23 protein-coding genes are annotated in these 23,001 nt (G+C 63.3%); 16 read left to right on the plus strand and 7 right to left on the minus strand.

Annotated elements, in window-relative coordinates:
• Positions 1-37: 37 nt before the first annotated feature.
• The gene (locus ACYU81_RS07945; protein WP_460987128.1) at positions 38-1,108 is read right to left on the minus strand and encodes a quinone-dependent dihydroorotate dehydrogenase; all 1,071 of its coding nucleotides are present in this window, start codon (positions 1,106-1,108) and stop codon (positions 38-40) included.
• 342 nt (positions 1,109-1,450) lie between these two features.
• On the opposite strand from ACYU81_RS07945, the gene ACYU81_RS07950 reads away from it, so the two are divergent.
• The 12 genes from ACYU81_RS07950 (at position 1,451) to ACYU81_RS08005 (ending at position 10,066) form a co-directional block, all read left to right on the plus strand.
• On the plus strand, positions 1,451-2,395 hold the full coding sequence (locus ACYU81_RS07950) for a helix-turn-helix domain-containing protein (RefSeq protein WP_460987129.1): 945 nt from the start codon (positions 1,451-1,453) through the stop codon (positions 2,393-2,395).
• Positions 2,396-2,508: 113 nt separating this feature from the next.
• Positions 2,509-2,919, plus strand: coding sequence for an RrF2 family transcriptional regulator (locus ACYU81_RS07955; RefSeq protein WP_449470695.1), 411 nt, complete (start codon positions 2,509-2,511; stop codon positions 2,917-2,919).
• 13 nt (positions 2,920-2,932) lie between these two features.
• Positions 2,933-4,432 (plus strand): Fe-S cluster assembly protein SufB, encoded by a 1,500-nt coding sequence (sufB, locus tag ACYU81_RS07960; RefSeq protein WP_460987130.1) that lies wholly within the window; start codon positions 2,933-2,935, stop codon positions 4,430-4,432.
• A gap of 134 nt (positions 4,433-4,566) precedes the next feature.
• Positions 4,567-4,815: a DUF559 domain-containing protein gene (locus ACYU81_RS07965; RefSeq protein ID WP_460988140.1), complete on the plus strand. Its 249-nt coding sequence runs from the start codon at positions 4,567-4,569 to the stop codon at positions 4,813-4,815.
• Positions 4,812-5,267: a hypothetical protein gene (locus ACYU81_RS07970; protein WP_460987131.1), complete on the plus strand. Its 456-nt coding sequence runs from the start codon at positions 4,812-4,814 to the stop codon at positions 5,265-5,267. Before ACYU81_RS07965 ends, ACYU81_RS07970 begins: the two co-directional genes overlap by 4 nt.
• A 3-nt stretch (positions 5,268-5,270) precedes the next feature.
• Positions 5,271-6,017 carry a Fe-S cluster assembly ATPase SufC gene (sufC, locus tag ACYU81_RS07975; protein ID WP_196225023.1) on the plus strand — a complete coding sequence of 249 codons (747 nt, stop codon included), beginning with the start codon at positions 5,271-5,273 and terminating at the stop codon, positions 6,015-6,017.
• Complete coding sequence (locus ACYU81_RS07980) at positions 6,014-6,766, plus strand: SufD family Fe-S cluster assembly protein (protein ID WP_460987132.1); 753 nt, start codon at positions 6,014-6,016, stop codon at positions 6,764-6,766. The genes sufC and ACYU81_RS07980 overlap by 4 nt, the downstream gene beginning before the upstream one ends.
• The gene (locus ACYU81_RS07985; protein ID WP_460987133.1) at positions 6,763-7,986 is read left to right on the plus strand and encodes a cysteine desulfurase; all 1,224 of its coding nucleotides are present in this window, start codon (positions 6,763-6,765) and stop codon (positions 7,984-7,986) included. The genes ACYU81_RS07980 and ACYU81_RS07985 overlap by 4 nt, the downstream gene beginning before the upstream one ends.
• A complete protein-coding gene (locus ACYU81_RS07990; protein ID WP_460987134.1) occupies positions 7,979-8,458 on the plus strand; it encodes an SUF system Fe-S cluster assembly protein in 480 nt (159 codons plus the stop codon). Before ACYU81_RS07985 ends, ACYU81_RS07990 begins: the two co-directional genes overlap by 8 nt.
• A 107-nt stretch (positions 8,459-8,565) precedes the next feature.
• Positions 8,566-8,928, plus strand: coding sequence for a HesB/IscA family protein (locus tag ACYU81_RS07995; RefSeq protein ID WP_196225027.1), 363 nt, complete (start codon positions 8,566-8,568; stop codon positions 8,926-8,928).
• A gap of 93 nt (positions 8,929-9,021) precedes the next feature.
• Positions 9,022-9,828 (plus strand): Rossmann-fold NAD(P)-binding domain-containing protein, encoded by an 807-nt coding sequence (locus ACYU81_RS08000; protein ID WP_460988141.1) that lies wholly within the window; start codon positions 9,022-9,024, stop codon positions 9,826-9,828.
• Positions 9,829-9,910: 82 nt separating this feature from the next.
• A complete protein-coding gene (locus ACYU81_RS08005; protein WP_460987135.1) occupies positions 9,911-10,066 on the plus strand; it encodes a hypothetical protein in 156 nt (51 codons plus the stop codon).
• Positions 10,067-10,202: 136 nt separating this feature from the next.
• Here ACYU81_RS08005 and ACYU81_RS08010 read toward each other — a convergent pair whose 3' ends face one another.
• A complete protein-coding gene (locus tag ACYU81_RS08010) occupies positions 10,203-11,105 on the minus strand; it encodes a DMT family transporter (protein WP_460987136.1) in 903 nt (300 codons plus the stop codon).
• On the minus strand, positions 11,102-12,115 hold the full coding sequence (locus ACYU81_RS08015) for a threonine aldolase family protein (protein WP_460987137.1): 1,014 nt from the start codon (positions 12,113-12,115) through the stop codon (positions 11,102-11,104). The genes ACYU81_RS08010 and ACYU81_RS08015 overlap by 4 nt, the downstream gene beginning before the upstream one ends.
• 158 nt (positions 12,116-12,273) lie before the next feature.
• Between ACYU81_RS08015 and ACYU81_RS08020 the strand changes: the two genes are divergently transcribed.
• Positions 12,274-13,365, plus strand: coding sequence for a branched-chain amino acid aminotransferase (locus tag ACYU81_RS08020; RefSeq protein WP_460987138.1), 1,092 nt, complete (start codon positions 12,274-12,276; stop codon positions 13,363-13,365).
• Between the two features lie 185 nt (positions 13,366-13,550).
• Positions 13,551-14,759: an FAD-dependent monooxygenase gene (locus tag ACYU81_RS08025; RefSeq protein ID WP_460987139.1), complete on the plus strand. Its 1,209-nt coding sequence runs from the start codon at positions 13,551-13,553 to the stop codon at positions 14,757-14,759.
• A gap of 72 nt (positions 14,760-14,831) precedes the next feature.
• Here the strand turns inward: ACYU81_RS08025 and ACYU81_RS08030 are convergent, their stop codons facing one another.
• Entirely contained in the window at positions 14,832-15,347 is a 516-nt protein-coding gene (locus ACYU81_RS08030; RefSeq protein WP_449470716.1) for a cytochrome b, read from the minus strand.
• Between the two features lie 24 nt (positions 15,348-15,371).
• Positions 15,372-17,315, minus strand: coding sequence for an acetate--CoA ligase (acs, locus tag ACYU81_RS08035; protein ID WP_460987140.1), 1,944 nt, complete (start codon positions 17,313-17,315; stop codon positions 15,372-15,374).
• Between the two features lie 170 nt (positions 17,316-17,485).
• Between acs and ACYU81_RS08040 the strand changes: the two genes are divergently transcribed.
• The gene (locus tag ACYU81_RS08040) at positions 17,486-18,157 is read left to right on the plus strand and encodes a glutathione S-transferase family protein (RefSeq protein ID WP_196225035.1); all 672 of its coding nucleotides are present in this window, start codon (positions 17,486-17,488) and stop codon (positions 18,155-18,157) included.
• Positions 18,158-18,161: 4 nt separating this feature from the next.
• Here the strand turns inward: ACYU81_RS08040 and ACYU81_RS08045 are convergent, their stop codons facing one another.
• Together ACYU81_RS08045 and ACYU81_RS08050 are read right to left on the minus strand one after the other, a co-directional pair.
• Positions 18,162-19,325, minus strand: a complete 1,164-nt coding sequence (locus tag ACYU81_RS08045) for a GGDEF domain-containing protein (RefSeq protein WP_460987141.1) — start codon at positions 19,323-19,325, stop codon at positions 18,162-18,164.
• A 92-nt stretch (positions 19,326-19,417) separates the two neighbouring features.
• Positions 19,418-20,299, minus strand: a complete 882-nt coding sequence (locus tag ACYU81_RS08050) for a LysR substrate-binding domain-containing protein (RefSeq protein WP_449470721.1) — start codon at positions 20,297-20,299, stop codon at positions 19,418-19,420.
• Between the two features lie 337 nt (positions 20,300-20,636).
• On the opposite strand from ACYU81_RS08050, the gene ACYU81_RS08055 reads away from it, so the two are divergent.
• A complete protein-coding gene (locus ACYU81_RS08055; RefSeq protein WP_460987142.1) occupies positions 20,637-22,931 on the plus strand; it encodes a CDC48 family AAA ATPase in 2,295 nt (764 codons plus the stop codon).
• Positions 22,932-23,001 lie beyond the last annotated feature (70 nt).

Genomic DNA, 23,001 nt, shown 5'->3' on the forward strand with positions numbered 1-23,001 from the left:
CCGGGCCGCCGCAAGCCCCTGAGATCAACCATCGAGATCAGCTGTCGATGCCGATGACCTCACTGATATGGGTGAAGCCATCCCGTGCCATCAGCTTTTTCAGCCCCGCATTGATGCGCCGGGCGAGATACGGCCCTTCATAAACAAGCGCGCTGTAAAGCTGGATCAGGCTCGCCCCCGCGCGGAGCCGGGCATAGGCCTGTTCCGCATTGCCGATGCCGCCCACGCCGATCAAGGGCAGGCGCGCGCCCAATATCTGGCGAAAATCGCGCAGCCGCTGAAGCGACAGATCGGTGAGCGGCGCGCCTGACAATCCCCCACTTTCATTGGCATGAACCGACCGGAGCGGGGGCCGCGAAATCGTGGTGTTGGACACGATCAATGCGTCCACCCCATGGTCCAGGCAAGCGGCGGCGATATCCTCGACATCGGCAGGCTCCAGATCGGGCGCGACCTTCAGGAAGACGGGCGGCAGGTGACCTCCGTCCCGGCCCCCGTTCATGCCACGCGCGGCCATGACGGCGCCCAACAACTGGTCCAGCGCTGCCCTGTCCTGCAAGGCGCGCAGTCCCGGCGTGTTGGGGGATGAGATGTTGACCGTCAGATAATCGGCAAGCGGCGCCATGCAGGTCACGCCGGTGACATAATCGGCGATGCGGTCGGTAGCGTCCTTGTTCGCGCCGATATTGATGCCGACGATCGGTGCACGCCCATCGCCAGCAGGACGGCGGCGCTTGGCGACGCGCTCGGCCGCCGCCGCCAGGCCGCCATTGTTGAAACCCATGCGGTTGATGACGGCGCGATCCTCGACCAGGCGGAACAGTCTAGGCTTGGGATTACCCGCCTGCGGCATCGGGGTGAGCGTTCCGAGTTCGGTGAACCCAAAGCCCAGCGCATGCATCTTGTGCGCGACCAGCCCTTCCTTGTCATAGCCGGCAGCCAGTCCGACTGGATTAGGAAAGCGGATGCCCGCCACCGTCTGGGCCAGCGCGGCGTCCGGTGCGGGTGGAGGGGAAACGGGCATCAAGCGGAGCAGCATGACCGAAAAATGATGCGCGCGTTCTGCATCGAGCGCGAAGAAAAGCGGGCGGACAAGGCGATAGGACATGGGGCGCCTATGCCATTGCGGCAGGCCGGCGTCGAGTCGCTGTGGCAAAGGGGCAACAGATGGCCCACAACAATAAATTCTGCTGCGAAATCATTCATTTTAGTCCTGATTCAACCCACGAGATGTCCGATCCATCCAATCAACCGAGTCCGATTCGGACTTATGAAAGTGCTGCGACCCGAAGGCTCTTGGCCATCTTTGGCTGACGAGACCTTTTACTGGCCCGGCGGGTAAAACCGCCGGGCCATTTTTTTTCGAAGCCGTTCGGAAAAATCGGTGGTTTCCTCAGTATCGCTCTTGCGCGGGCGCGAAGAAGCATCATAGTGCGCTGGTGGGGTGAATATGGGGCCGCATCGCGACAGTGCATCCGGGGGGGTGCCAAATGGCAGGGAAAAGGTCGGAGACCCGTCGCTTTCCTATATGGTGGAAGCGGCTCAAGGTCCGGTTCGATTAAGCTATTTCGCGCCGCCCGAACATCTGCGGGCCTATTTCGGGTCGGTTTACCTCTTTACCGAAAGCGCTGACCGCTATCTGGACGTGACACGTGCCGACGTTCCCCAGTTGCGGTTCATGGTGCAAGGGACAGGAAGCTACCATTTCCATGATGGAACGGTGGAGGCCACACCGGATATATGCCTGCTAGGCCCGACCCTCGGCGCGACCCGGTTTGAACTGGATGGACCCGCCTGCGTCGTGGGCGTGTCGTTGCTCCCGGCCGGGTGGGTCAGTCTGGACGGTGGCGACGCCAACGCGCTTGCCGATCGTGTACGGGACATGGCCCCTGAGAAAAAGGGAGCGATGGCCGCGCTTCGGGCCAGCCTGGCGACCATGCGTGACCCGGAGGCCATAGCTGCCCATTGCTGGTCGGTTCTGGGACAATTGGTGAAACCCTTGCCCATTTCGACCTGGCAATTGCTGGAATCCATAGATGCATGGCTGATGGGGGAAGGATCGCCCCGAATTGAAGCGCTGGTGGAGCGAACGGGGTTGTCACCGCGCCAACTTGCCCGGCTGACCAATCGCTATTATGGCTGCCCGCCCAAGCTGCTGGCGCGGAAATATCGGGCGCTGCGATGCAGTGCGCGCATCGCGCTGGATCAGCATAGCTGGCAGGAATTGTGCGAGGATGGCCGCTTCTACGACCAGTCGCACTTCATCCGCGAGATCAAGCATTTCATCGGCTTGACCCCCCACCAGTTGCAGACCGAACCGACGGCCGTGGCACAGCTTACCCTGCTGCGGCGCTCGCTGGGTGCGGACGTGGCGGTGCTGAACCGTTTCAGCTGAGACGAGCGGACTCATAGAAATGGCTTGATTCCACGCGCCCGCGCGACCACATGCGCAATCGGATTGATTCGATCCGATTTGAGAATGGTTCGCAACCGGGACGCTTGCCAACGATGAGACTTTCGAGTTTCGCAGATTATGCCGTGGTGCTGATGTCCGCCGCTGCGCGCCATTGCGGAGCGGCGAAGATGAATGCGACCACGCTTGCCAGCGAAACCGGCATCCCGCTGCCCACCGCGCAAAAGCTGGTGAGCCGTCTCTCGGCTGCGGGGCTGCTGGAATCAAGTCGCGGAACGGGCGGCGGCGTGCGGCTCGCGCGCCCTGCGGCGGCGATCACCTTGGTGGATGTCGTGGAAGCGGTGGAGGGACCGATCGCCATGACCGCCTGTGCCGAACAGGGCGCCCATGATTGCACGCTGGAACATGGCTGCCGCGTACGCCCGCACATGAATGTCGCGAACAATGCGATACGATCCGCCTTGGCCGGGGTGACGATCGCCAGTTTGACCCGAGAATTGGCCTGACACGAGAAATGGCATGACCGAAGAGACGACCACTGTTCAGGGTTTTTCTGGCCGCAATCTGGAAGCGCATGAGGCCGCCGAGCGTGCCTCTGCCTATGAACATGGCTGGTCATCGGCCATCGAGCAGGACTTCGCGCCCAAGGGCCTGAATGAGGATACCGTCCGCTTCATCTCCGCCAAGAAGAAGGAGCCGGAATGGCTGCTGGACTGGCGGCTGAAAGCCTTCGCCATGTGGCAGAAAATGGAGTCGCCGGACTGGGCCAAGCTCAACATTCCGCCGATCGACTATCAGGACGCCTATTATTACGCCGAGCCGAAAAAGAAGGCAGAGCTGGACTCGCTGGATCAGGTCGATCCCGAAATCCTCGCCACCTATCAGAAGCTGGGCATCCCCATCGCCGAGCAGGAGATGCTGGCGGGGGTGAAGGGTAGCCGGAAGGTCGCGGTCGATGCCGTATTCGACTCCGTGTCGGTCGCCACCACCTTCCGCAAGGAGCTGGAGGAAGCGGGCGTCATCTTTCGCTCGATCAGCGAGGCGGTGCGCGAATATCCCGACCTCGTGAAGAAGTGGCTGGGCAAGGTCGTGCCGATGCACGACAATTATTTCGCTACGCTCAATTGCGCGGTCTTCTCTGACGGCACCTTCGTCTACATCCCCAAGGGCGTGCGCTGCCCGATGGAGCTTTCCACCTATTTCCGCATCAACGCGGAGAATACCGGCCAGTTCGAGCGCACACTGATCGTCGCGGATGAGGGGAGCTATGTCTCCTATCTCGAAGGCTGCACGGCGCCGATGCGGGACGAAAATCAGCTGCACGCCGCCGTGGTCGAACTGGTCGCGCTGGACGATGCGGAGATCAAATATTCGACCGTCCAGAACTGGTATCCTGGCGACGAGAACGGCAAGGGCGGCATCTATAATTTCGTGACCAAGCGGGCGCTCTGCCAAGGTCGCAACAGCAAGGTCAGCTGGACGCAGGTAGAAACCGGTTCCGCCATCACCTGGAAGTATCCCAGCTGCGTGCTGAACGGCGAGAACAGCGTCGGCGAGTTCTACTCGGTGGCGCTGACCAACAATATGCAGCAGGCCGACACCGGCACCAAGATGATCCACAATGGCAAGGGGTCGCGATCGACCATCGTGTCGAAGGGCATCAGCGCGGGCCGCTCGAACAACACCTATCGCGGTCTGGTGCGCGTGGCGCCGGGCGCGGAGGGCGTGCGCAACTTCACCCAGTGCGACAGCCTGCTGCTCGGCGACCAGTGCGGCGCGCACACCGTGCCCTATATCGAGGTGCGCAACCCCTCGGCGCAGATCGAGCATGAGGCGACGACCAGCAAGATCAGCGACGACCAGCTCTTCTACGCAATGCAGCGCGGACTGGATCAGGAAAGCGCCGTCTCGTTGATCGTGAACGGCTTCGCTAAAGAGGTGCTGCAACAGCTGCCGATGGAGTTCGCCGTCGAGGCGCAGAAGCTGTTGGGGATTTCGTTGGAGGGTTCGGTCGGTTGAGGCACAACCCCACCCCAACCCCTCCCCGGAAGGGGAGGGGCTTGAGCGTCAGCGATGAAGCACGCCGCCTGAACTCCCCTCCCCTTCAGGGGAGGGGCCGGGGGTGGGGGCTGTCGGCTGGGCATCTCGCTCAGTTGGATGGCTTCGCCCGCGAGCTGCGTCGTGAGCCGACAGAGCCTGAAAAGCGTCTTTGGGCGAAACTCTCTCGGTCCCAACTCGGCTATCAAGTCGTGCGCTTCTCAAACCATGACGTGATGACAAATATTGAAGGCGTGTGCGAACGGTTGCTGGCCATCTTGGACGGCGCGCCGGATCGCTGGCACAGCCCCCACCCCAACCCCTCCCCTGAAGGGAAGGGGCTTTCAGAGGAAGCCCACTCTTGAGCGACGAAGACGATATCCAGGATGCTCTCGCCGATTTCGCGGAGGATGTGACCAATGGCCAGTCATGGACCGCCGCGATCCGCATCCTGACCGAGGATTATGAGCTGGAAGAGGGCGAGCTTCAGGCCCGCGCCGCCAAGGATTTCGGCGATCTCGACGCCTATCAGGCCGAATGCCGCGCCGCGCTGGAGAAAGGCGACGTCGCCTTCACCGAGAAGCTGAGGACCGACAAGGCTTTCCACAAGGCAAAGGCGCCCAACCTCGCCCGCATGGGTCCGGTGACAGAGTTCGTGACCGGCCTTTTGGAAAAGGGTTCGCCCGAGCCTAGCGCCGACTGGTGGCCCTATATGCCGATCAAGCGCCATATCGACACGCTTTTCCCCGCGCCGGGCGATGTGCGCGACATGGCCTTCTGGACCGCGCGGACGCTTCAGCGCGCGCACAAGGGATAACAAATGCTGACGATTGAGAACCTGACCAACGAAATCGACGGCAAGGCGATCCTGAAGGGCCTCTCGCTCTCCATCAAGGCGGGGGAAATTCATGCGATCATGGGGCCGAACGGCGCTGGCAAATCCACGCTGGCCTACACGCTCGGCGGCCGTCCGAACTATGAAGTCACCGGCGGCACGGCATCTCTGGACGGTGTGAACTTGTTCAGCATGGACCCGCATGAGCGCGCCGCTGCTGGGCTGTTCCTGGGCTTCCAGTATCCCGTCGAAATCCCCGGCGTGTCCAACCTCCAATTCCTGCGCGAGAGCCTCAATTCGCAGCGCCGCGCGCGCGGAGAGAAGGAACTGAATGGCGGCGAGTTCATCAAGCTCGCCAAGGAAAAGGCAGCGCTGCTCGGCCTCGACATGGAGATGCTGAAGCGTCCGGTGAATGTCGGCTTTTCCGGCGGCGAGAAGAAGCGCGCGGAAATGGTGCAGATGGGCATCCTCGATCCCAAGCTGGCGATCCTCGACGAAACGGATTCCGGCCTCGACATCGACGCGCTCAAGATCGTGGGCGCGGGCATCAATGCCATCATGCGCAAGCCTGACAAGGCGGTGCTGCTGATCACCCACTATCAGCGCCTGCTCGATTATGTGAAGCCGGACTATGTCCATGTGCTGGCTGGCGGCCGGATCGTGAAGTCCGGTGGGCCGGAACTCGCACTGGAACTGGAGCGCGAAGGCTATGCGGAGGTGGTTGCGGCGTGACGACGCTCACCCTTCCCACGCGCAAGGCGGAAGAATGGCGCTATAGCGACTTGGAAGCTGTCGCCTCGATCTGGCCGACGCCCGCGCCGACGCGCATCGATGTCGCGGCCGGACAAACGTCGCGCCACCATCTGTTGCAGGATGCGGGCGAGGGCGCGGCGGTGGTGCATGATTATGTCATCACCATCGCGGACGGCGCGCGCTGCGATTTTCATGTGCTCAACATCGGCGGCAAGTTGGGCCGCGTGACCTTCGCGGTGACGCTGGGCAAGGGGAGTCATTTCGAACTGAACGGTGCGATCATCGGCGGCGGGGATCAGGTGCTGGAGATCATCACCAAAGTCACCCATGCCGAGCCGGACGCGACCAGCGGGCAGACGATCCGCTCGATCCTCGGCCAGCGCGCAACGGGCAGCTATCTCGGCTCGATCAATGTCGCGCGCGATGCGCAGCGAACGGACGCTTTCCAGTCGGTGAAGGCGATGCTGCTCGACCGCACCGCCACGGCCAATGCCAAGCCGGAACTGGAAATCTACGCCGACGACGTGAAATGCGCCCATGGCGCGACCGTGGGTGAACTGGACCGTCAGGCTCTGTTTTACATGGCGAGCCGGGGCATGGACCCGGCCACCGCCAAGACGCTGCTGCTGAAGGCCTTCGTCGCTGGCGTGTTCGACGACGTGGCCGATGAGGCGGTCAAGGACAGCCTCGAAGCCGCTGCGATCGCCAAGCTGGAGACGCTGGTATGACCGACCAGACTCAACAGCCGAACGGAGGTTTGCAGTTGCGGGATGACTTCCCCGGTGTCGGCAGCTGGCACTATCTCGACAGCGCCGCCACCGCGCAGAAGCCCAACGCCGTCATCGACGCCATCGCCCGCGCCTATGGCCCGGACTATGCGACGGTCCATCGCGGCGTCTATGAGCGCTCCGCCAACATGACGCTCGCCTATGAAGCCGCCCGCCGCAAGGTGGCCCAATTCATCGGCGCTGCGTCTGATAGCGAGATCGTCTACGTCCGTGGCGCGACTGAGGGCATCAACCTCGTCGCGCACAGCTGGGCCGGAACGCAGCTCAAGGCAGGCGACCGCATCCTGCTGTCGATGCTGGAGCATCATAGCAATATCGTGCCCTGGCAGATCGTGGCTGAGAAGGTTGGCGCGCAGATCGATGTCGTGCCGCTCACCGCCGACGGCCAGATCGACCTCGACGCCATGCAGGCGATGATCACGCCTGCACACAAGCTGGTCGCGCTTGCCCATGTGTCTAACGTGCTGGGCAGCGTGCTTGATGTTCGCCGCGCCGCCGACATCGCGCATGGCGTAGGCGCGAAGATATTGGTCGACGGTTGCCAGGCCGTGCCCCGCCTTGCCGTGGATGTGCAGGCGCTCGATTGCGATTTCTACGTCTTTTCCGCGCACAAGCTTTACGGCCCGACCGGCATTGGCGTGCTGTGGGGCCGCAAGGAATTGCTCGACGCCATGCCGCCCTATCAGGGTGGCGGGTCGATGATCGACAAGGTGACCTTCGAAAAGACCACCTACGCCCCTGCACCGACCCGGTTCGAGGCGGGGACACCGCATATCACCGGTGTCGTCGGCCTGTCCGCCGCTATCGACTATGTGCAGGCGATCGGGCTCGACGCGATCCATGCCCATGAATGCATGCTGGTGGCCAAGGCGCGGGTGGCGCTGGAGAGCCTGAACAGCGTGCGCGTTTTTGGCCCGGAGGACAGCGCGGGCATCCTTTCCTTCGAAGTTGAGGGGGTGCATCCGCACGACGTCGGCACCATATTGGACGAAACGGGTGTTGCGATCCGCGCCGGGCATCATTGCGCCCAGCCGCTGATGCGCCATCTGGGCGTCGAAGCGACGGCCCGGGCCAGTTTCGGCATTTATAGCGATGAGGGCGATGTCTATGCCCTCGTCAAGGGCATAGAGCGAGTGAGGAAGATCTTCGCCAATGACTGAGGCAAATTCCGGGGAACGGCAGATTCTGGTGGAAGAGGTGGATGCCGTGGACGCACCGCCCAAGGCGCGTGTGGAGGAGACCGCAGCGGATGCCGCCCCGCGCCAGCGCGACTATCTGGACGGCTTCCTCGCACAGAAGCCCGCGCAAACGCCTGTCGGTGAGCCGGGCGGCAGTCTCTATGATGGCGTCATCGACGCGCTGAAGGAAATTTACGACCCGGAAATCCCGGTGAACATCTATGACCTCGGCCTGATCTATGGCGTCGACGTCACCGAGGACGGCCATGTCGTCGTCACGATGACGCTCACCACGCCGCATTGCCCGGTGGCCGAATCCATGCCGGGTGAAGTCGAACTGCGCGTCGGCGCGGTGCCGGGCGTGGGCGATGCGCAGGTCAATCTGGTCTGGGATCCGCCATGGGACCCGCAGAAGATGAGCGACGAGGCCAAGCTCGAACTAGGGATGCTCTAACCATCTCCCCTCCCGCAGGTGGGAGGGGACCAAGGGGTGGCGCGAGCGCAGCGAGCTTCGCGCGGAACCCTGACCCTCCCGCCAGCGGGAGGGGAGGAGAACGAAGAATGACCGAGACGACCACCAAGACCCGTGCCCGGCCCGCCGCTGTCATCCTGACGCCCAACGCGGAAGCGCGCATCGCCGACCTGATGCGCCAAGCTCCCGAAGGGGCGATCGGCGTCAAGCTGTCCACGCCACGCCGCGGCTGCTCGGGCCTTGCCTATTCGGTGGACTATGTGACCGAGGAAGCGAAGTTCGACGAGAAGATCGAAACGCCGGGCGGCACCTTCTACATTGACGGCGCGTCGGTCCTCTATCTGGTGGGATCGACGATGGACTGGGTGGAGGATGACTTCACCGCAGGGTTCGTCTTCAACAATCCCAATGCCAAGGGCAGCTGCGGCTGCGGCGAAAGCTTCACGGTCTAGCAGTCGTCCCGGTTCGGTTCGAGCGAAGTCGAGAACCGGGTAGGGCTGTCCTGAAAGTTTCTCGACTCGCTCGAAACGAACGGAGCGTCGCTTATTCCCCACATGCTGATCCTTGGCATGGGCTACACCGCCTCCCGCCTTGCCGCCCGACTGCGCGGCGAGGGGTGGGACGTGACAGGCGTTCGCCGGGCTGCCGATGCCGATTCACTCGCCTTCGATGACGACGATGCCGTGCGCGCCAGCATCGCCAAAGCGACCCACATCCTCTCTTCCGTCCCTCCGGAAGGCGAGGCCGACCCTGTGCTCACCCGCTATGGCGCGTCGATCGCTGCCGCCGCGGCCCTCTGGAGCGGCTATCTGTCCTCGACCGGCGTTTACGGCGATGCTGCGGGCGCCTGGGTGGACGAAGCGAGCCCCATCGGCTCGGGCCGCCGCGCCGCGCGGGTTCAGGCGGACAGCGACTGGCGCGGGCTTCGCGAGGACATGCGCTGTTTCCGCCTGCCAGGCATCTACGGCCCCGGCCGGTCGGCGATCGAGCGTGTACGCGAAGGCAAGGCGCACCGGATCGACCTGCCCGATCAGATTTTCAGCCGCGCCCATGTCGATGACATCGTGAGCGGCATCATCGCCTCCTTCGACGGGCCGCCGGGCACCTATAATCTGGCCGACGACCTGCCCTGCGCGCAAAACCGGCTGATCGAGGCGGCCTGCGCCATGCTGGGCGCACCGCTTCCGCCGCTGCTGACGCTGGACGAGGCCCATCTGTCGCCCATGGCGCTATCCTTCTATGCGGAAAATCGGCGGGTGGCGAACGGCCGGGCCAAGCGGCTCCTGGGCTGGGCGCCGCGCTATCCCACCTATCACGAAGGCCTTGCCACCTGCCTCGCCGGGGCGAGATGACTCAGGTCACCGCATCGCTTACGCGGCGTTAACCAAAGCGCCCCATGGATGGTCCCACAGCTTACGCCAAGGACTTCTCGCCATGGAACGGATCGACCGCAACTTCGCCGCGCTGAGTCAGCGCATGAGCCGCCTGGCGATGCCCGAAACCGCCAATCCCGCGCCGCAATCGCTCGCCAGCCTGATCGACAGGGTAAATGCGGCGAAGCGTCATTATGAGCCGCGGGTTCGCCGTTAAGGCGTCGATCGGGAAGCAAGCATCGCTTCCTCCCGTTCCCGTCCCACCTGAGCCTGTCGAAGGGTTCTACTTGTTCTTGGAGAAGGGAAGGGCTTCGACAGGCTCAGCCCGAACGGTTGGGGTGATAGAAACAGCCTTACGCCGTCTTCGCCCGCAGCGCGATCACCATGCCAGCCACCGCGAGCACCGCGCCTACCGCGCTCAGCGTGGACCAGCGATAATCCTCGAACAGCGTGGAAATCAGCATGGCGATAACGGGAATAAGTACGCTGCTATAAGCGGCCCGCCCCGGTCCCACTCGCTGAATAAGCTGGAAATAGAGCGGGAAGGTCACCACCGACCCCGCAATGCCTAGCCAAGCGATGCCGAACAGATAACCCGCGCGCCACTCGATCACTGGCGGTCCCACGGTCACCAACGCATAAGCCGCATCGACCGCGCTGCCGATCAGCATGCCCCAGGTGAGCACCGCCGCCATCGGCAGGCGGCGGGCGATCTGCATACCCTGCATGACATTCGCCGTGGATGCGCTGAGCAGCCCCGCGACGCTGAGCCCGATGCCGACCAGCACGGCTTCGGCCGACACCGGCGCCGCGCGATATTCGCGCAACAGCAGCAACATGATCCCCGCAATCGCCACCAGCGACCCCAGGACGAAGGCGCGGCTGACCGGCTGGCGAAAGGCGATCCAGGCGAGGACGCTGTTGGGGATCAGCAGCAGCGCATAGACCGTCGCGACGACGCCTGAGGTCAAATAATGTTCTGCCCGATAGACGAAGTTGAAGTTGAGCACGAACTGCGCCACGCCCAATGCGCCCGCAAAGGCGATCCCCTCCGGTGGCAACCGCAAGGGCACTCGGCGGATCATCGCGAACAACGCCATGCCCGCCGCGCCCAGCAGGAAGCGGTAGCAGACTGACCAGCTCGGCGGCACCGCGCCCAACTGATCGCGAATGACGATCCAGGTCGAACTCCAGATCAGCGTGACGAGTAGGAAGGGCAGGATGACGCCGCCCCGCGCCTCGGACGATACGCTCATGCCAGAGCCTTAAGAGCATCGGCGAGTGGCTGGACCGCCGCAGCATCCTGGGCCCAGTTGGTAACGAGGCGCGCAGCCCCTTCGCCCCAGTCGTAAAAATCGAAGCCTTGCGCACGCAGACCCGCTGCCTCGGCAGGAGAGAGGCGGATGAACAACTCATTGGCCTCCACGGCGTGGAGCAGTCGATCCGGCACAGCCCCCGCCAGCGCGGCAGCGGCGGCATTGGCGGCGCGGGCGTTGGTCAGCCACAGCTCATCCTCCAGCATCGCCAATATCTGCGCGGCAAGATAGCGGCCCTTGGACAGCAGATGCCCGCCGCGCTTGCGCCATCGTGCCGCTTCGGCCGCACGCGCATCTGCCTGCGGACCAAAGAAGAGCAGCGCTTCGCCCACCATGCCGCCATTCTTGACGCAGCCGAATGTCAGCACATCGACGCCAGCCCGCCACGACACATCACCCGGATGGCAACCCAGATGCGCCACGGCATTGGCAAAGCGGGCGCCGTCCATGTGCAGGCCAAGATCATGGCCCCGCGCCACATCCCCGATCGCGGCGACCTCCTCCGGCGTATAGACGCGGCCATATTCGCTCGCCTGGGTTATGCTGATCGCACGGGCCGGAATCTGGTGCACGTCCGGCCGTATCCCCTGCAATCGTTCGGTCAGCGTGTCAGGCGAGAGCTTTGCGCCATCTCCCGGCAAACTCATCAGGCTCGCACCATGGGTGTAGAAGCCCGGCGCCCCGCATTCATCGACCATGATGTGCGATTCTTCATGGCAGAGGATGCCGCCATAGGGCGGGCAGAGGCAGGCAAGCGCGATGCTGTTCGCCGCCGTGCCGGTCGCCACCCACAGCGCCCGAACCGGGGTGCTGAACAGGTCTGAAAAGGCGCCGTCCATCCGCGCGCTCCACGCGTCGCCATCATAGCCGTGGTCAGCCAGATCAGCCGCCGCCATCGCAGCCATTACTTGCGGGCAGACCGGGGTCGCATTGTCCGAAAAGAAGTGCATGGTTGAGGGCATAAGCGCGCCGCAGCGCTGCGCCAAGATGCCAGCAGGTAACGAGCGGCCCTTTCGAAACCGGAACAAATTGGACAGTAATCATGACCCATTGTTTCGGCCAGCCGTTTGTGACATAGGCGGCCGGTCCTACTAGAGGAGCATTGATCATGGACGTCCAGCAGAAGTCGCGCTTTACTGTCAACCCGAGCAGCAAGGCTGTGGCGGCTGACCAGCGCGCGGTAATGCTGGAGGACCCCGGCTTTGGCCGCCTGTTCACCGATCATATGGTGACGATCCGCTATACCGAGGGGCAGGGGTGGCACAGCCATGCCGTCGGACCGCGTGAGCCGTTCCAACTCGATCCTGCCTGCGCCGTTCTGCACTATGCGCAGGAAATCTTCGAAGGCATGAAGGCCTACCGGCTTGAGGATGGCAGCATCGCCATGTTCCGCCCGGAAGAAAATGCCCGCCGCTTCGCCGAATCGGCGGAACGCATGGCGATGCCTGTCCTGCCCGAAGACATTTTCCTGGAGGCTGTCGAGTTACTGGTGAAGATCGACGCCGCGTGGATACCCACCGGCGAAGGCAGCCTCTATCTGCGCCCCTTCATGTTCGCGAGCGAGAGCTTCCTGGGCGTGCGGCCCGCTGCGGAATATATCTTCTGCGTCATCGCCTCGCCCGCAGGGGCCTATTTCAAGGGCGGCAAGAAGGCCGTCACGCTCTGGGTGTCGGAACATTTTACCCGCGCGGCGAAGGGCGGCACGGGCGCTGCCAAATGCGGCGGCAATTATGCGGCGAGCTTGGTCGCGCAGTCCGAAGCGACCAGGCATGGCTGCGATCAGGTCGTCTTCCTCGACGCCGCCGAGCATAAGTGGGTCGAGGAACTGGGCGGCATGAACGTCTTCTTCGTGATGGATGACGGGTCGATCGTCACCCCGCCGCTGTCGGGCACGATCCTGCCCGGCATCACTCGCAACAGCATCATCACCCTCGCCCGCGCCAAGGGGCATGAGGTGCGCGAAGAACCCTATAGCTTTGCGCAATGGCGCGACGATGCGGCTAGCGGCAAGCTGCGCGAGGCGTTCGCCTGCGGCACCGCTGCGGTCGTGACGGCGATCGGCACGGTGAAGAGCGTCGATGGCGACTTCACCATCGGCAATGGCGACGGCGGCATCGTGACCGAAGCCCTGCGCGCCGAGCTGACTGGCATCCAGCGCGGAACGGTTGCGGACCCCGCTGGTTGGGTGCGCAAGCTTTAAGGCAGCGAACCCCTCGCCCCCGAACGGGGGATGTGGATAGATTATTCGCGCAGAGGCGCAGAGGTCGCAGAGAGAGAAAAACCTCCGCGTCCTCTGCGCCTCTGCGCGAACCAATGTGACTCAGCACTCTTTGATCGGGGTTCGTCACGCTTCCCAATCGGCCGCCAAGCGCCTAGATAGCTTGCATGCAACGTTTTGACGTCGTCATCTTGGGCGGGGGCCTTGTCGGGCTGACCCTAGGCATCGCGCTTTCCGGTCATGGGGTGCGTTGCGCCGTCATCGATCCTGCTGATCCGGTCGAAACCAGCGCAGTCGGTTTCGACGGGCGCGTCTCGGCCATTTCCTCGACCAGCCATGCGATGCTGTCCGCGATCGGTGTTGCCGCATTGCTGGAAGGGAAGGGCTGCCCCATCGACCGCATCTGGGTCAGCGACGGGTTAGAGCCGGGTGCGCTCGACTTCGCACCCGATGCCGACGATGGGGTCATGGGGATCATGTTCCCTAATCGCGACCTGCGCGTCGCCCTGGCTCAGGCAGCGGAGAAAGCGGAAAATCTCACCCGCTTCCAGCCAGACCGCGCCATCCATGTCGATCGCAATGCCGATGGCGTCAGCCTGACGCTCGCCAGTGGGCAGGTCCTGCACGGCGCGCTTCTGGTCGCGGCCGAGGGCCGGAACAGCCCGACGCGCGAAGCGGCGGGCATCCGCACAACCCGCTGGCAATATAAGCATACCGCCATGGTGACGGCGATCGATCATGAGGTGCCGCACGCCAACACGGCCTACGAGATTTTCTATCCCGGTGGCCCTTTCGCGCTGCTGCCGATGCTGCCGGGCACGCGATCGGCGATCGTGTGGACCGTGCCGACCGAGCAGGCGCCGGTGATGCTGAAATTGTCCGAGCGGGCATGGCTCGCCGAAGCACAGAAGCGCATGGGCGGTTTCCTGGGCGAAATATCGCTGGCCGGGCCGCGTTCCAGCTACCCGCTCGGCTTCCACCATGCCGCGCGGATCACCGACACTCGGCTGGCGCTGGTCGGTGACAGTGCGCACGCGATCCATCCGATTGCCGGGCAGGGCCTGAACCTCGGCTTCCGCGACGTCGCCGCGCTGGTGGAGGTCCTTGTCGATGGCATACGCCTCGGCCTTGATCCGGGCGACGCGCAGTTGATGGCACGCTACCAGCGTTGGCGCGGGCTGGACGCGATGTCCGTCAGCGTTGCCATGGACGGTCTCGTCCGGCTGTTCGATGTACCCGGCCGCATTCCTTCAGCCGTCCGCCGCTTCGGCCTCGCCGCCGTACAGCGCACACCGATGCTCAAGAACCGCTTCATGGCGGAGGCACGCGGCGAATCCGGCGCGCTGCCCAAGCTGCTGATCGGGGAACTCGTCTAAGTTTTTCCGTCATGCCAGTGAAAACTGGCATCTCGCTTGGACCCCAGCTTTCGCTGGGTGACGACGAAGAGCTTACCCCCACATCCGCCGCATCACGTCATCCTTCAGGATGAAGTGATGGCGCAGCGCCGCCGCGACATGCAGGACGAGGAGCGCGATCCAGGCGAAGGCGAATATCTCATGCGCCTCGGCGGAAAAGCCAACGATCGCGTCATCCTTCGTCACCGCAAATTTCGGCACATCGAACAGGAAGAACCAGTTGAGCGGCCATTTCCCCGCCGAACTCATGATCCAGCCGGTGAGGGGCACCAGCAGCATGAAGGCATAGAATGTGTAGTGCGTAACCTTCGCGGCCAGCCTTTCCCAGGCGGGCAAACCCTCAGGCAAAGGCGTTTGCCGATGGGTCAGACGCCAGACCAGCCGAAGGATCGCCAGCGCCAGCACGGTGAGGCCGACCGATTTATGCACCGGCATCACCTGCCAATCGCGCGGCAGGGAGTCATGCGCCAGTCCCAGCCACAGGTTGAATAGGATCAGGATCGCCATGACCCAATGCAACGTGCGGGCAACCAGGCTGTATCGTTCCACCGGCGTCTCCTGATCCTTGGCGCTTTATCCGTGACGGTTGGCGACCAGATTATCCACCACCGAAGGATCGGCAAGGGTGCTTGTGTCGCCCAGAGCCTGCGCCGACACCTCGCCTTCCGCGATCTTGCGCAGGATGCGGCGCATGATCTTGCCGGAGCGGGTCTTGGGCAGGCCGGGGGCGAACTGGATGACGTCGGGCGTGGCGATCGGGCCGATCTCGGTGCGGACCCAGGCGATCAGCGTCTTGCGCAATTCCTCGCTCGGCTCCTCGCCGCTGTTCAGCGTGACATAGGCGTAGATGCCTTGGCCCTTGATGTCATGGGGCATGCCAACCACAGCCGCTTCGGCGACCGCTTCGTGCAGCACCAGCGCGCTTTCGACCTCGGCCGTGCCCATGCGGTGGCCGGACACGTTGATCACATCATCGACGCGGCCGGTGATCCAATAATATCCGTCGGCATCGCGGCGCGCGCCGTCGCCGGTCGTATATTTGCCGGGGAATGTGGTGAAATAGGTCTGGAAAAAGCGCTCATGATCGCCCCAGACGGTGCGCATCTGACCCGGCCAGCTTCCGGCGATGACCAGATTGCCCTCCGCCGCTCCTTCCTGCACCTTCCCCTCGCTATCGACGATCTGCGGGATCACGCCCGGCATCGGCAGCGTTGCCGAACCCGGCTTCAGGTCAGTGGCCCCCGGCATAGGCGCGATCATCGCCGCGCCCGTTTCCGTCTGCCACCAGGTATCGATGATCGGGCAGCGATCCTCACCCACGACATGATGATACCAGCGCCACGCCTCGGGGTTGATCGGCTCGCCCACGGTGCCCAGCAGGCGCAGCGACTTGCGGCTGGTGGAGCGCACAAACTCGTCGCCCTCCTTCATCAACGCGCGGAGGGCGGTGGGCGCGGTGAAGATCGTCTGAACCTGATGCCGGTCGACCACTTCCCAGATGCGGCTAGGCGTCGGATAGTTGGGCACGCCCTCATACATCAGCGTCGTCGCGCCGTTCGCGAGCGGGCCATAGACGATATAGCTGTGCCCGGTGACCCAACCGATGTCGGCGGCGCACCAGTATATGTCACCTGGGCGATAATCGAAGCAAAGCTCATGGGTAAGGCTGGCCCACAGCAGATAGCCGCCGGTCGTGTGCAGCACGCCCTTGGGCTTGCCGGTCGAACCCGAAGTATAGAGGATGAACAGCGGGTCTTCCGCATTCATCGGCTCGGGCGGGCAGTCGGCTGAGACCTTCGCGGCTTCCTCATGCAGCCACAGGTCGCGGCCTTCCTGCATGGCGATGGCGCTGCCGGTCGCCTGCACCACCACGACCTTTTTGACGCTTGGGCAATCCTTGAGCGCGGCATCGACATTGGCCTTGAGCGGCACTTGTCTGCCCGCGCGGCGGCCTTCGTCGGCGGTGATGACGATGTTGGAATCGCAATCGATGATCCGTCCCGCCAGCGCCTCGGGCGAGAAGCCGCCAAAGACGACCGAATGGATCGCGCCGATCCGCGCACAGGCGAGCAGGGCGAACGCCGCCTCCGGGATCATCGGCAGATAGACGGTGACGCGGTCGCCCTTCTTCGCGCCCGCAGCTTTCAGCACATTGGCGAAGCGGCAGACTTCCTCATGCACCTCAGCATAGGTGTAGCGGCGCGGCTCGGCATCGGGCGAGTCCGGTTCCCAGATGATCGCGGTCTGATCGCTCCGTTCGGCCAGATGCCGGTCGATGCAGTTGGCGCTGACGTTCAGCACGCCGTCGGCAAACCATTTCACGCCGAAATCCGCTTCGTCGAAGCTGCTTTCGTCCGTCTTGCTGGGGAAAGTCAGCCAATCCAGGCGCTTTGCGCGCTCCAGCCAGTAGGATGCCGGCTCGTTGATCGACCGCTGATAATCTGCCTCACGCCCATCCCGGTCGAGCAGCGCCGAAGCGGCCCATTCCTTGGATACCGGGAAAAAATCGTCAGACATCGAGTATCCTTTCCTGTGCGTTGCCTGCCCCTCTAGAGGGTAGAGGCGATCATCGGAAGCCCGGATCGTTCCGGTGCCGCCAAAGTTTCCACCATTTTCGCCGCGCATTAAAGCAAGGGCCACCCAATTTGCCGCTTTTCGCAGGCGCCGCCTCCGCTTAACAGGAAGCCATGTGGCAGCTCTTCCAATTCCCGCTTTGTCCCTTCTCCCGCAAGGTGCGCCTGCTGCTTGGCGAAAAGGGGATCGGCTATGATCTGGTACGCGAATCGCCCTGGGAAGCGCGCGACGAGTTTCTGGATCTCAACCCCGCCGGGACGACGCCCGTCATGGTTGATCAGGAAAAGGGATCGACGCTGATCGACAGCCAGGCGATCTGCGAATATTTCGAGGAGACGGTCGAGAAATTCCCGCTGATCTCCGGCACGGCTGCGGGCCGGGCGGAGGTGCGGCGGCTCGTCGCCTTTTTCGACCAGAATTTCTACGGCGACGTCGTCGGCCCGCTGCTGCATGAGCGGATGAAGAAACGGCTGATCGAACGCGCGCCACCCGATGCGCGGGTGCTGCGCGAGGCGATGAAGCGCGCCAATGTCCATATGGATTATATGGATTATCTGCTCGATCACCGCAGCTGGATGGCGGGTGGCACGATGAGCCTTGCCGACATCGCGGCGGCCGCGCACCTTTCAGTCGCGGACTATCTGGGCGGCATAGACTGGGCTGGACATGAGACGGTGAAGCGCTGGTATGCAGGCTTCAAGTCGCGCCCGTCCTTCCGGCCCCTGCTGTCGGAGCGGATGGAGGTCATTACCCCGCCGCCCCATTATGAAAAGCCGGATTTTTAGGGAGTCATTCGCCCTCAACCGCGAGATAGACGCGGTTCCGGCCATGCTCCTTGGCCAGATACAACGCCCGGTCGGCCGCCTTCAGCGCCGCGCGTGGATCGTCATGGGCCAGCACATTGGCAACGCCCGCCGAAAAGCTGACTCGTTCCATGCGCTCGCCATTGGTGCGGTTGACCAGGCTGCGCGTGGCAAGGTCCCGCCGGACATCGTCCACCGCCTCGCACGCCTCCGCCGCCGTCTTGCCGCGAAACAGCATGACGAATTCCTCGCCGCCGTGCCGCGCGACATGGCATTGGTCATTACTTGCCTTGGCCAGCAGCCCCGCGACGAACTTCAGCACGCGGTCGCCCGTGTCATGGCCGTGCGTATCGTTGATCACCTTGAAATGATCGATATCGCAGAAGGCGACGGCCAGCGGCTGGCCTTCCTTCCGGGCCATCGCCACCTCTTCTCGCAATGTGCTTTCAAAAGCGCGCCGGTTGGGCAGGCCCGTCAGATGGTCATGCTCTGCCGCCCGCCGCGCATTGGCAAGGCTGGAGCGCAGCGCATGATTCTGCTTCTGGTTCTGGCGTAGCTGCCCTTCGACCTGACGGGTCTTTTCGACCATGGACCGCGTAAGGGCTACCAGCCGCGCGAGGACGGGTTCATTTTTCGCGCCAGCGGCAAGGCCCTTCACTTCTTCCTGCAGCGCCGCGCCATAATCCTTCGCGGAATTGCGCGATTCGGTCATCAGGCCGGTGAATTCGGAGAGATTCTCCTCGACCTTCGCCAGCATCGTGGACAGCGCCTCGGGCGTCACCTCGTCCCCACGCTGCTCCGCCACGATTTCTTCGACCCAGCTGTTGCTGATCTTGCCACGCTCCGCCAGCACTGCCTTAATCGCCTTTTCCACGCCGATCTGCGATCCGGTCAGATAATCATGCGCGACGCCGAAATTTAGCGGCGTCAGGTCAAGGTCGTGCGCGAACAGGAAATTGCCGATCTCGTCATACAGCTTGCGGCGCCGATTGATCTCGCGATGCGCGGTGCTGCCAGAACGGGCGCGCTGGGGTTCAGCTTCGTCCGTCTCTTCCTCTGCGTCCGGTTTGCCCGACAGGCCGCGAGCCCATCGAGTCAGTCGATCGGCCAGGCCGTGCTGCGCGTTTGCGGATGATGATGCCCCAGTCATGCCGGTAATAACGGACCGAACTGACTAAGGTTAAGAGCGCGGGAATCAAAAAAACGCCCAGCCCCCCGATCCACCGACAATATTGGCGTCGATCAGATATCCGCCGCGATCAGCCAGTCGCGGAAAATGCGCACCGCGCGTGTCTGCAAGGCGCGGGGCCGACAGACGAAATAATAGCGATAGGGGCTTTCCACCCGCGTTTCGGGGAACAGGCGAACGAGGCGTGCGTCGTCCGCTTCCTTGAAGTGGCTCGCATGCATCACCGCGACGCCCAGGCCCTGCGCCGCCGCCTCCAGCATCAACTGGCCCGAATCATAATTGTCGATCGCGAGCGGTTGCAGGTCCGGCAACCCCACCGCTTCCTTCCACGCCTCGAACGAAAGGTTCATGTCGCGATGAAGCAGGATGGTGTGCTCCGCCAGGTCCGCGGGAGTCGCGATCTTCTGCGGCGATTCGAGCAGCGCCTTGCGGCCGATCAGATAAACTTCGTCATGATCCAGCTCATGGGCATAGAGCGCCGGGTCGATATCCTTCGCAAGCACGATGGCGGCGTCTAGCCCTTCGCCCAGTCGCGCGACCGCATGCGGCGTCGTTTCGATGTCGATGTGCAATTGCGGATGCTTCTGCCGCAACGCGCCCAGATGGGGGAACAGCCGCTGCGTCGCGAACAACGGCATCACCGCGAGGCGCAGCCGAAGCTGGTTGCCGCCGCTCTGAATATTCTCCAGCGCCTGGCTCAGCGAATCCAGCGCTGGCGCGATATCGTCGAGCAGCTTCTGGCCATCGGCATTGATTTCCAGCGCCTGATGCTTGCGGTCGAACAGAGGGCGGCCGATGAATCGTTCCAGCGCCTGAACGCGGCGGCTGAGCGCGGGCGTGGACAGCGCCAGTTCTTCAGCCGCAGCCTTGACCGAGCCAAGACGGGCTACCTGAACAAAGGCCTCAAGGGCGGTAAGGGGCGGCAGTCTGCGCATAATCGATCTGTAGCTAAGCCATAACTCTGTTGCGACGCGTCATCGGTACGCTTCGAAGGTTGAGCGGCCTATCCCAAGTCATCCTCTTTTCACCAGCATGAAAAAGCGTCAACCGGTAAGATGCAAATTTTGCAACTGTCTAGTTCTTTTCGCAATTGCAAAATATCATGCTGCACCGCACATAGGAAAGGCCTTTCAGGCATCCTCTCCTAAAACTTTTCGGGCTGGCCTTCGGGTCGGCCCTTTTTTTTGTCCCGGCCTGTCATGATCGCTGGCCCCTTTCCTTGGCGACTGGCGTTTCCTATCTCGTTACGCAGTGACAAGAATGGGGATGGCAATGGCCGAACAGGAAAGCGCGGAACGCCGAATTCAGGTAGCAAATGCGCGACCCGAAGACGCAGGACGCGGGCTTGCGCGCATTCCGCTGGCGGTAATGGCGGAACTTCATCTGTCCGAGGGCGACGTGATCGAGATCGCGGGGAAGCGGTCGACGCCTGCCCGCGTGGTCCGCCCTTACAAGGAAGATGAGGGGCTCGATGTCCTTCGTCTCGACGGGTTGCAGCGCGCCAATGCGGGGGTCGGATCGGGCGATTTCGTGCATATAACCAAGATCGAGCCGCGCCCCGCGCAGCGGGTTGTGTTCGCGCCTGCACAAAATAATCTGCGACTTCAGGGCAATCCGGAAGCGTTGAAGCGTGTTTTCTTCCAGCGTCCGCTCGCGGCTGGCGACATCGTTGCGACGGCAGGCCAACAGCAGGTCCCGCCAAACGATATGCCCCCGCAATTGCGCCAGATGCTCGCCGCGCCGGCCTACGCGCTTCAGGAAATCAGGCTCGTCGTCGTGTCCACCGTGCCCAAGGGGTACGTGCAGATCGACGCCGATACCGAGATTGACCTGCGCGCCGAATATGAGGAGCCCAAGGAGTCCCGGCGCGCCGATGTCACCTATGACGATGTGGGCGGCATGGCTGAAGCGATCGACCAACTGCGCGAAATGGTGGAGCTGCCGCTCCGCTACCCTGAATTGTTCGAACGGCTGGGCGTCGACCCGCCCAAGGGCGTGCTGCTCCATGGCCCGCCGGGAACGGGCAAGACGCGCCTCGCCCGCGCCGTCGCCAATGAATCGGAGGCTGAGTTCTTCCTGATCAACGGGCCGGAGATCATGGGTTCGGCCTATGGCGAATCGGAAAAGCAGCTGCGCGAAATATTCGAGGCAGCGGCCAAGTCCTCCCCCTCGATCCTGTTCATAGACGAGATCGATTCGATCGCGCCCAAGCGCGGCAGCGTGACCGGCGAAACCGAAAAGCGGCTGGTGGCCCAGCTACTGACCCTAATGGACGGGCTGGAGCCGCGTACCAATCTGGTCGTCATCGCCGCAACCAACCGGCCAGAGGCGATCGACGAGGCGTTGCGCCGCCCGGGCCGCTTCGACCGCGAGATCATCGTCGGCGTTCCCGATGAGCGTGGGCGTCGTGAGATCATGGGCATCCATACCCGCGGCATGCCGCTGGCCGAAGGCGTCGATCTTGGTGAACTCGCGCGGATGACCTATGGCTTTGTTGGCGCGGATCTGGCGGCGCTCACGCGGGAGGCGGCGATCGAGACGGTGCGCCGTTTCATGCCGCGCCTCAATCTGGAGGAAGGGATCATCCCGCCCGACGTGCTGGAGGAGCTATCCGTCACGCGCGAAGACTTCATGGCGGCGATCAAGCGCGTCCAGCCATCGGCCATGCGCGAGGTGATGGTGCAGGCGCCCAATATCGGCTGGTCCGACATTGGCGGCCTCGACGAAGCGCAGATGCGCCTCAAGGAAGGGGTCGAGCTGCCGCTCAAGGACCCCGACGCTTTCCGCCGCATCGGCATCCGTCCTGCCAAGGGCTTCCTCCTCTATGGCCCGCCCGGCACCGGCAAGACGCTGCTGGCCAAGGCGGTCGCACGGGAGGCTCAGGCGAACTTCATCGCGACCAAATCAAGCGATCTGCTGTCCAAATGGTATGGCGAAAGCGAACAGCAGATCGCACGCCTGTTCGCCCGAGCGCGGCAGGTGGCGCCCACGGTCATCTTCATCGATGAGCTGGACAGCCTTGTCCCCGCGCGTGGCGGCGGGCTTGGCGAACCGGCGGTGACGGAGCGGGTGGTGAACACCATCCTTGCCGAAATGGACGGGCTGGAGGAACTGCAATCGGTGATCGTCATCGGCGCGACCAACCGGCCGACGCTGATCGACCCCGCGCTGCTGCGGCCGGGCCGCTTCGACGAGCTCATCTATGTCCCGGTGCCCGACAAGGCAGGGCGCAGGCGCATCCTGACAATCCATACCGGCAAGATGCCGCTGGGTGAGGATGTCGACCTTGACGATCTGGCGGAGCGGACGGAGCGGTTCACGGGCGCGGACCTGGAAGATCTGGTCCGCCGCGCCGGTCTGGTCGCGCTGCGCCAATCCCTGTCGGTGGAGCGGGTCGAGCAGGCGCATTTCAATGAGGCGCTGGAGGAAACCCGCGCGTCGGTGACGCCGGAAATGGAGCATGAATATGAAAAGATTCAATCCCAGCTGAAGCAGAGCGCCATGCGGGTAGACCCGATCGGCTTTGTGGCGCCGGGGATGCTCCGATCCCGCGAATCGCAATCTTAACAAGGGCTAGCGGATTGCGGATTGAACCCATCCGCAGTCCGCGCGTTCGCTTACCCATGGCCGGGCAATA

It is taken from the genome of Sphingobium sp. TomTYG75 (assembly GCF_054771635.1).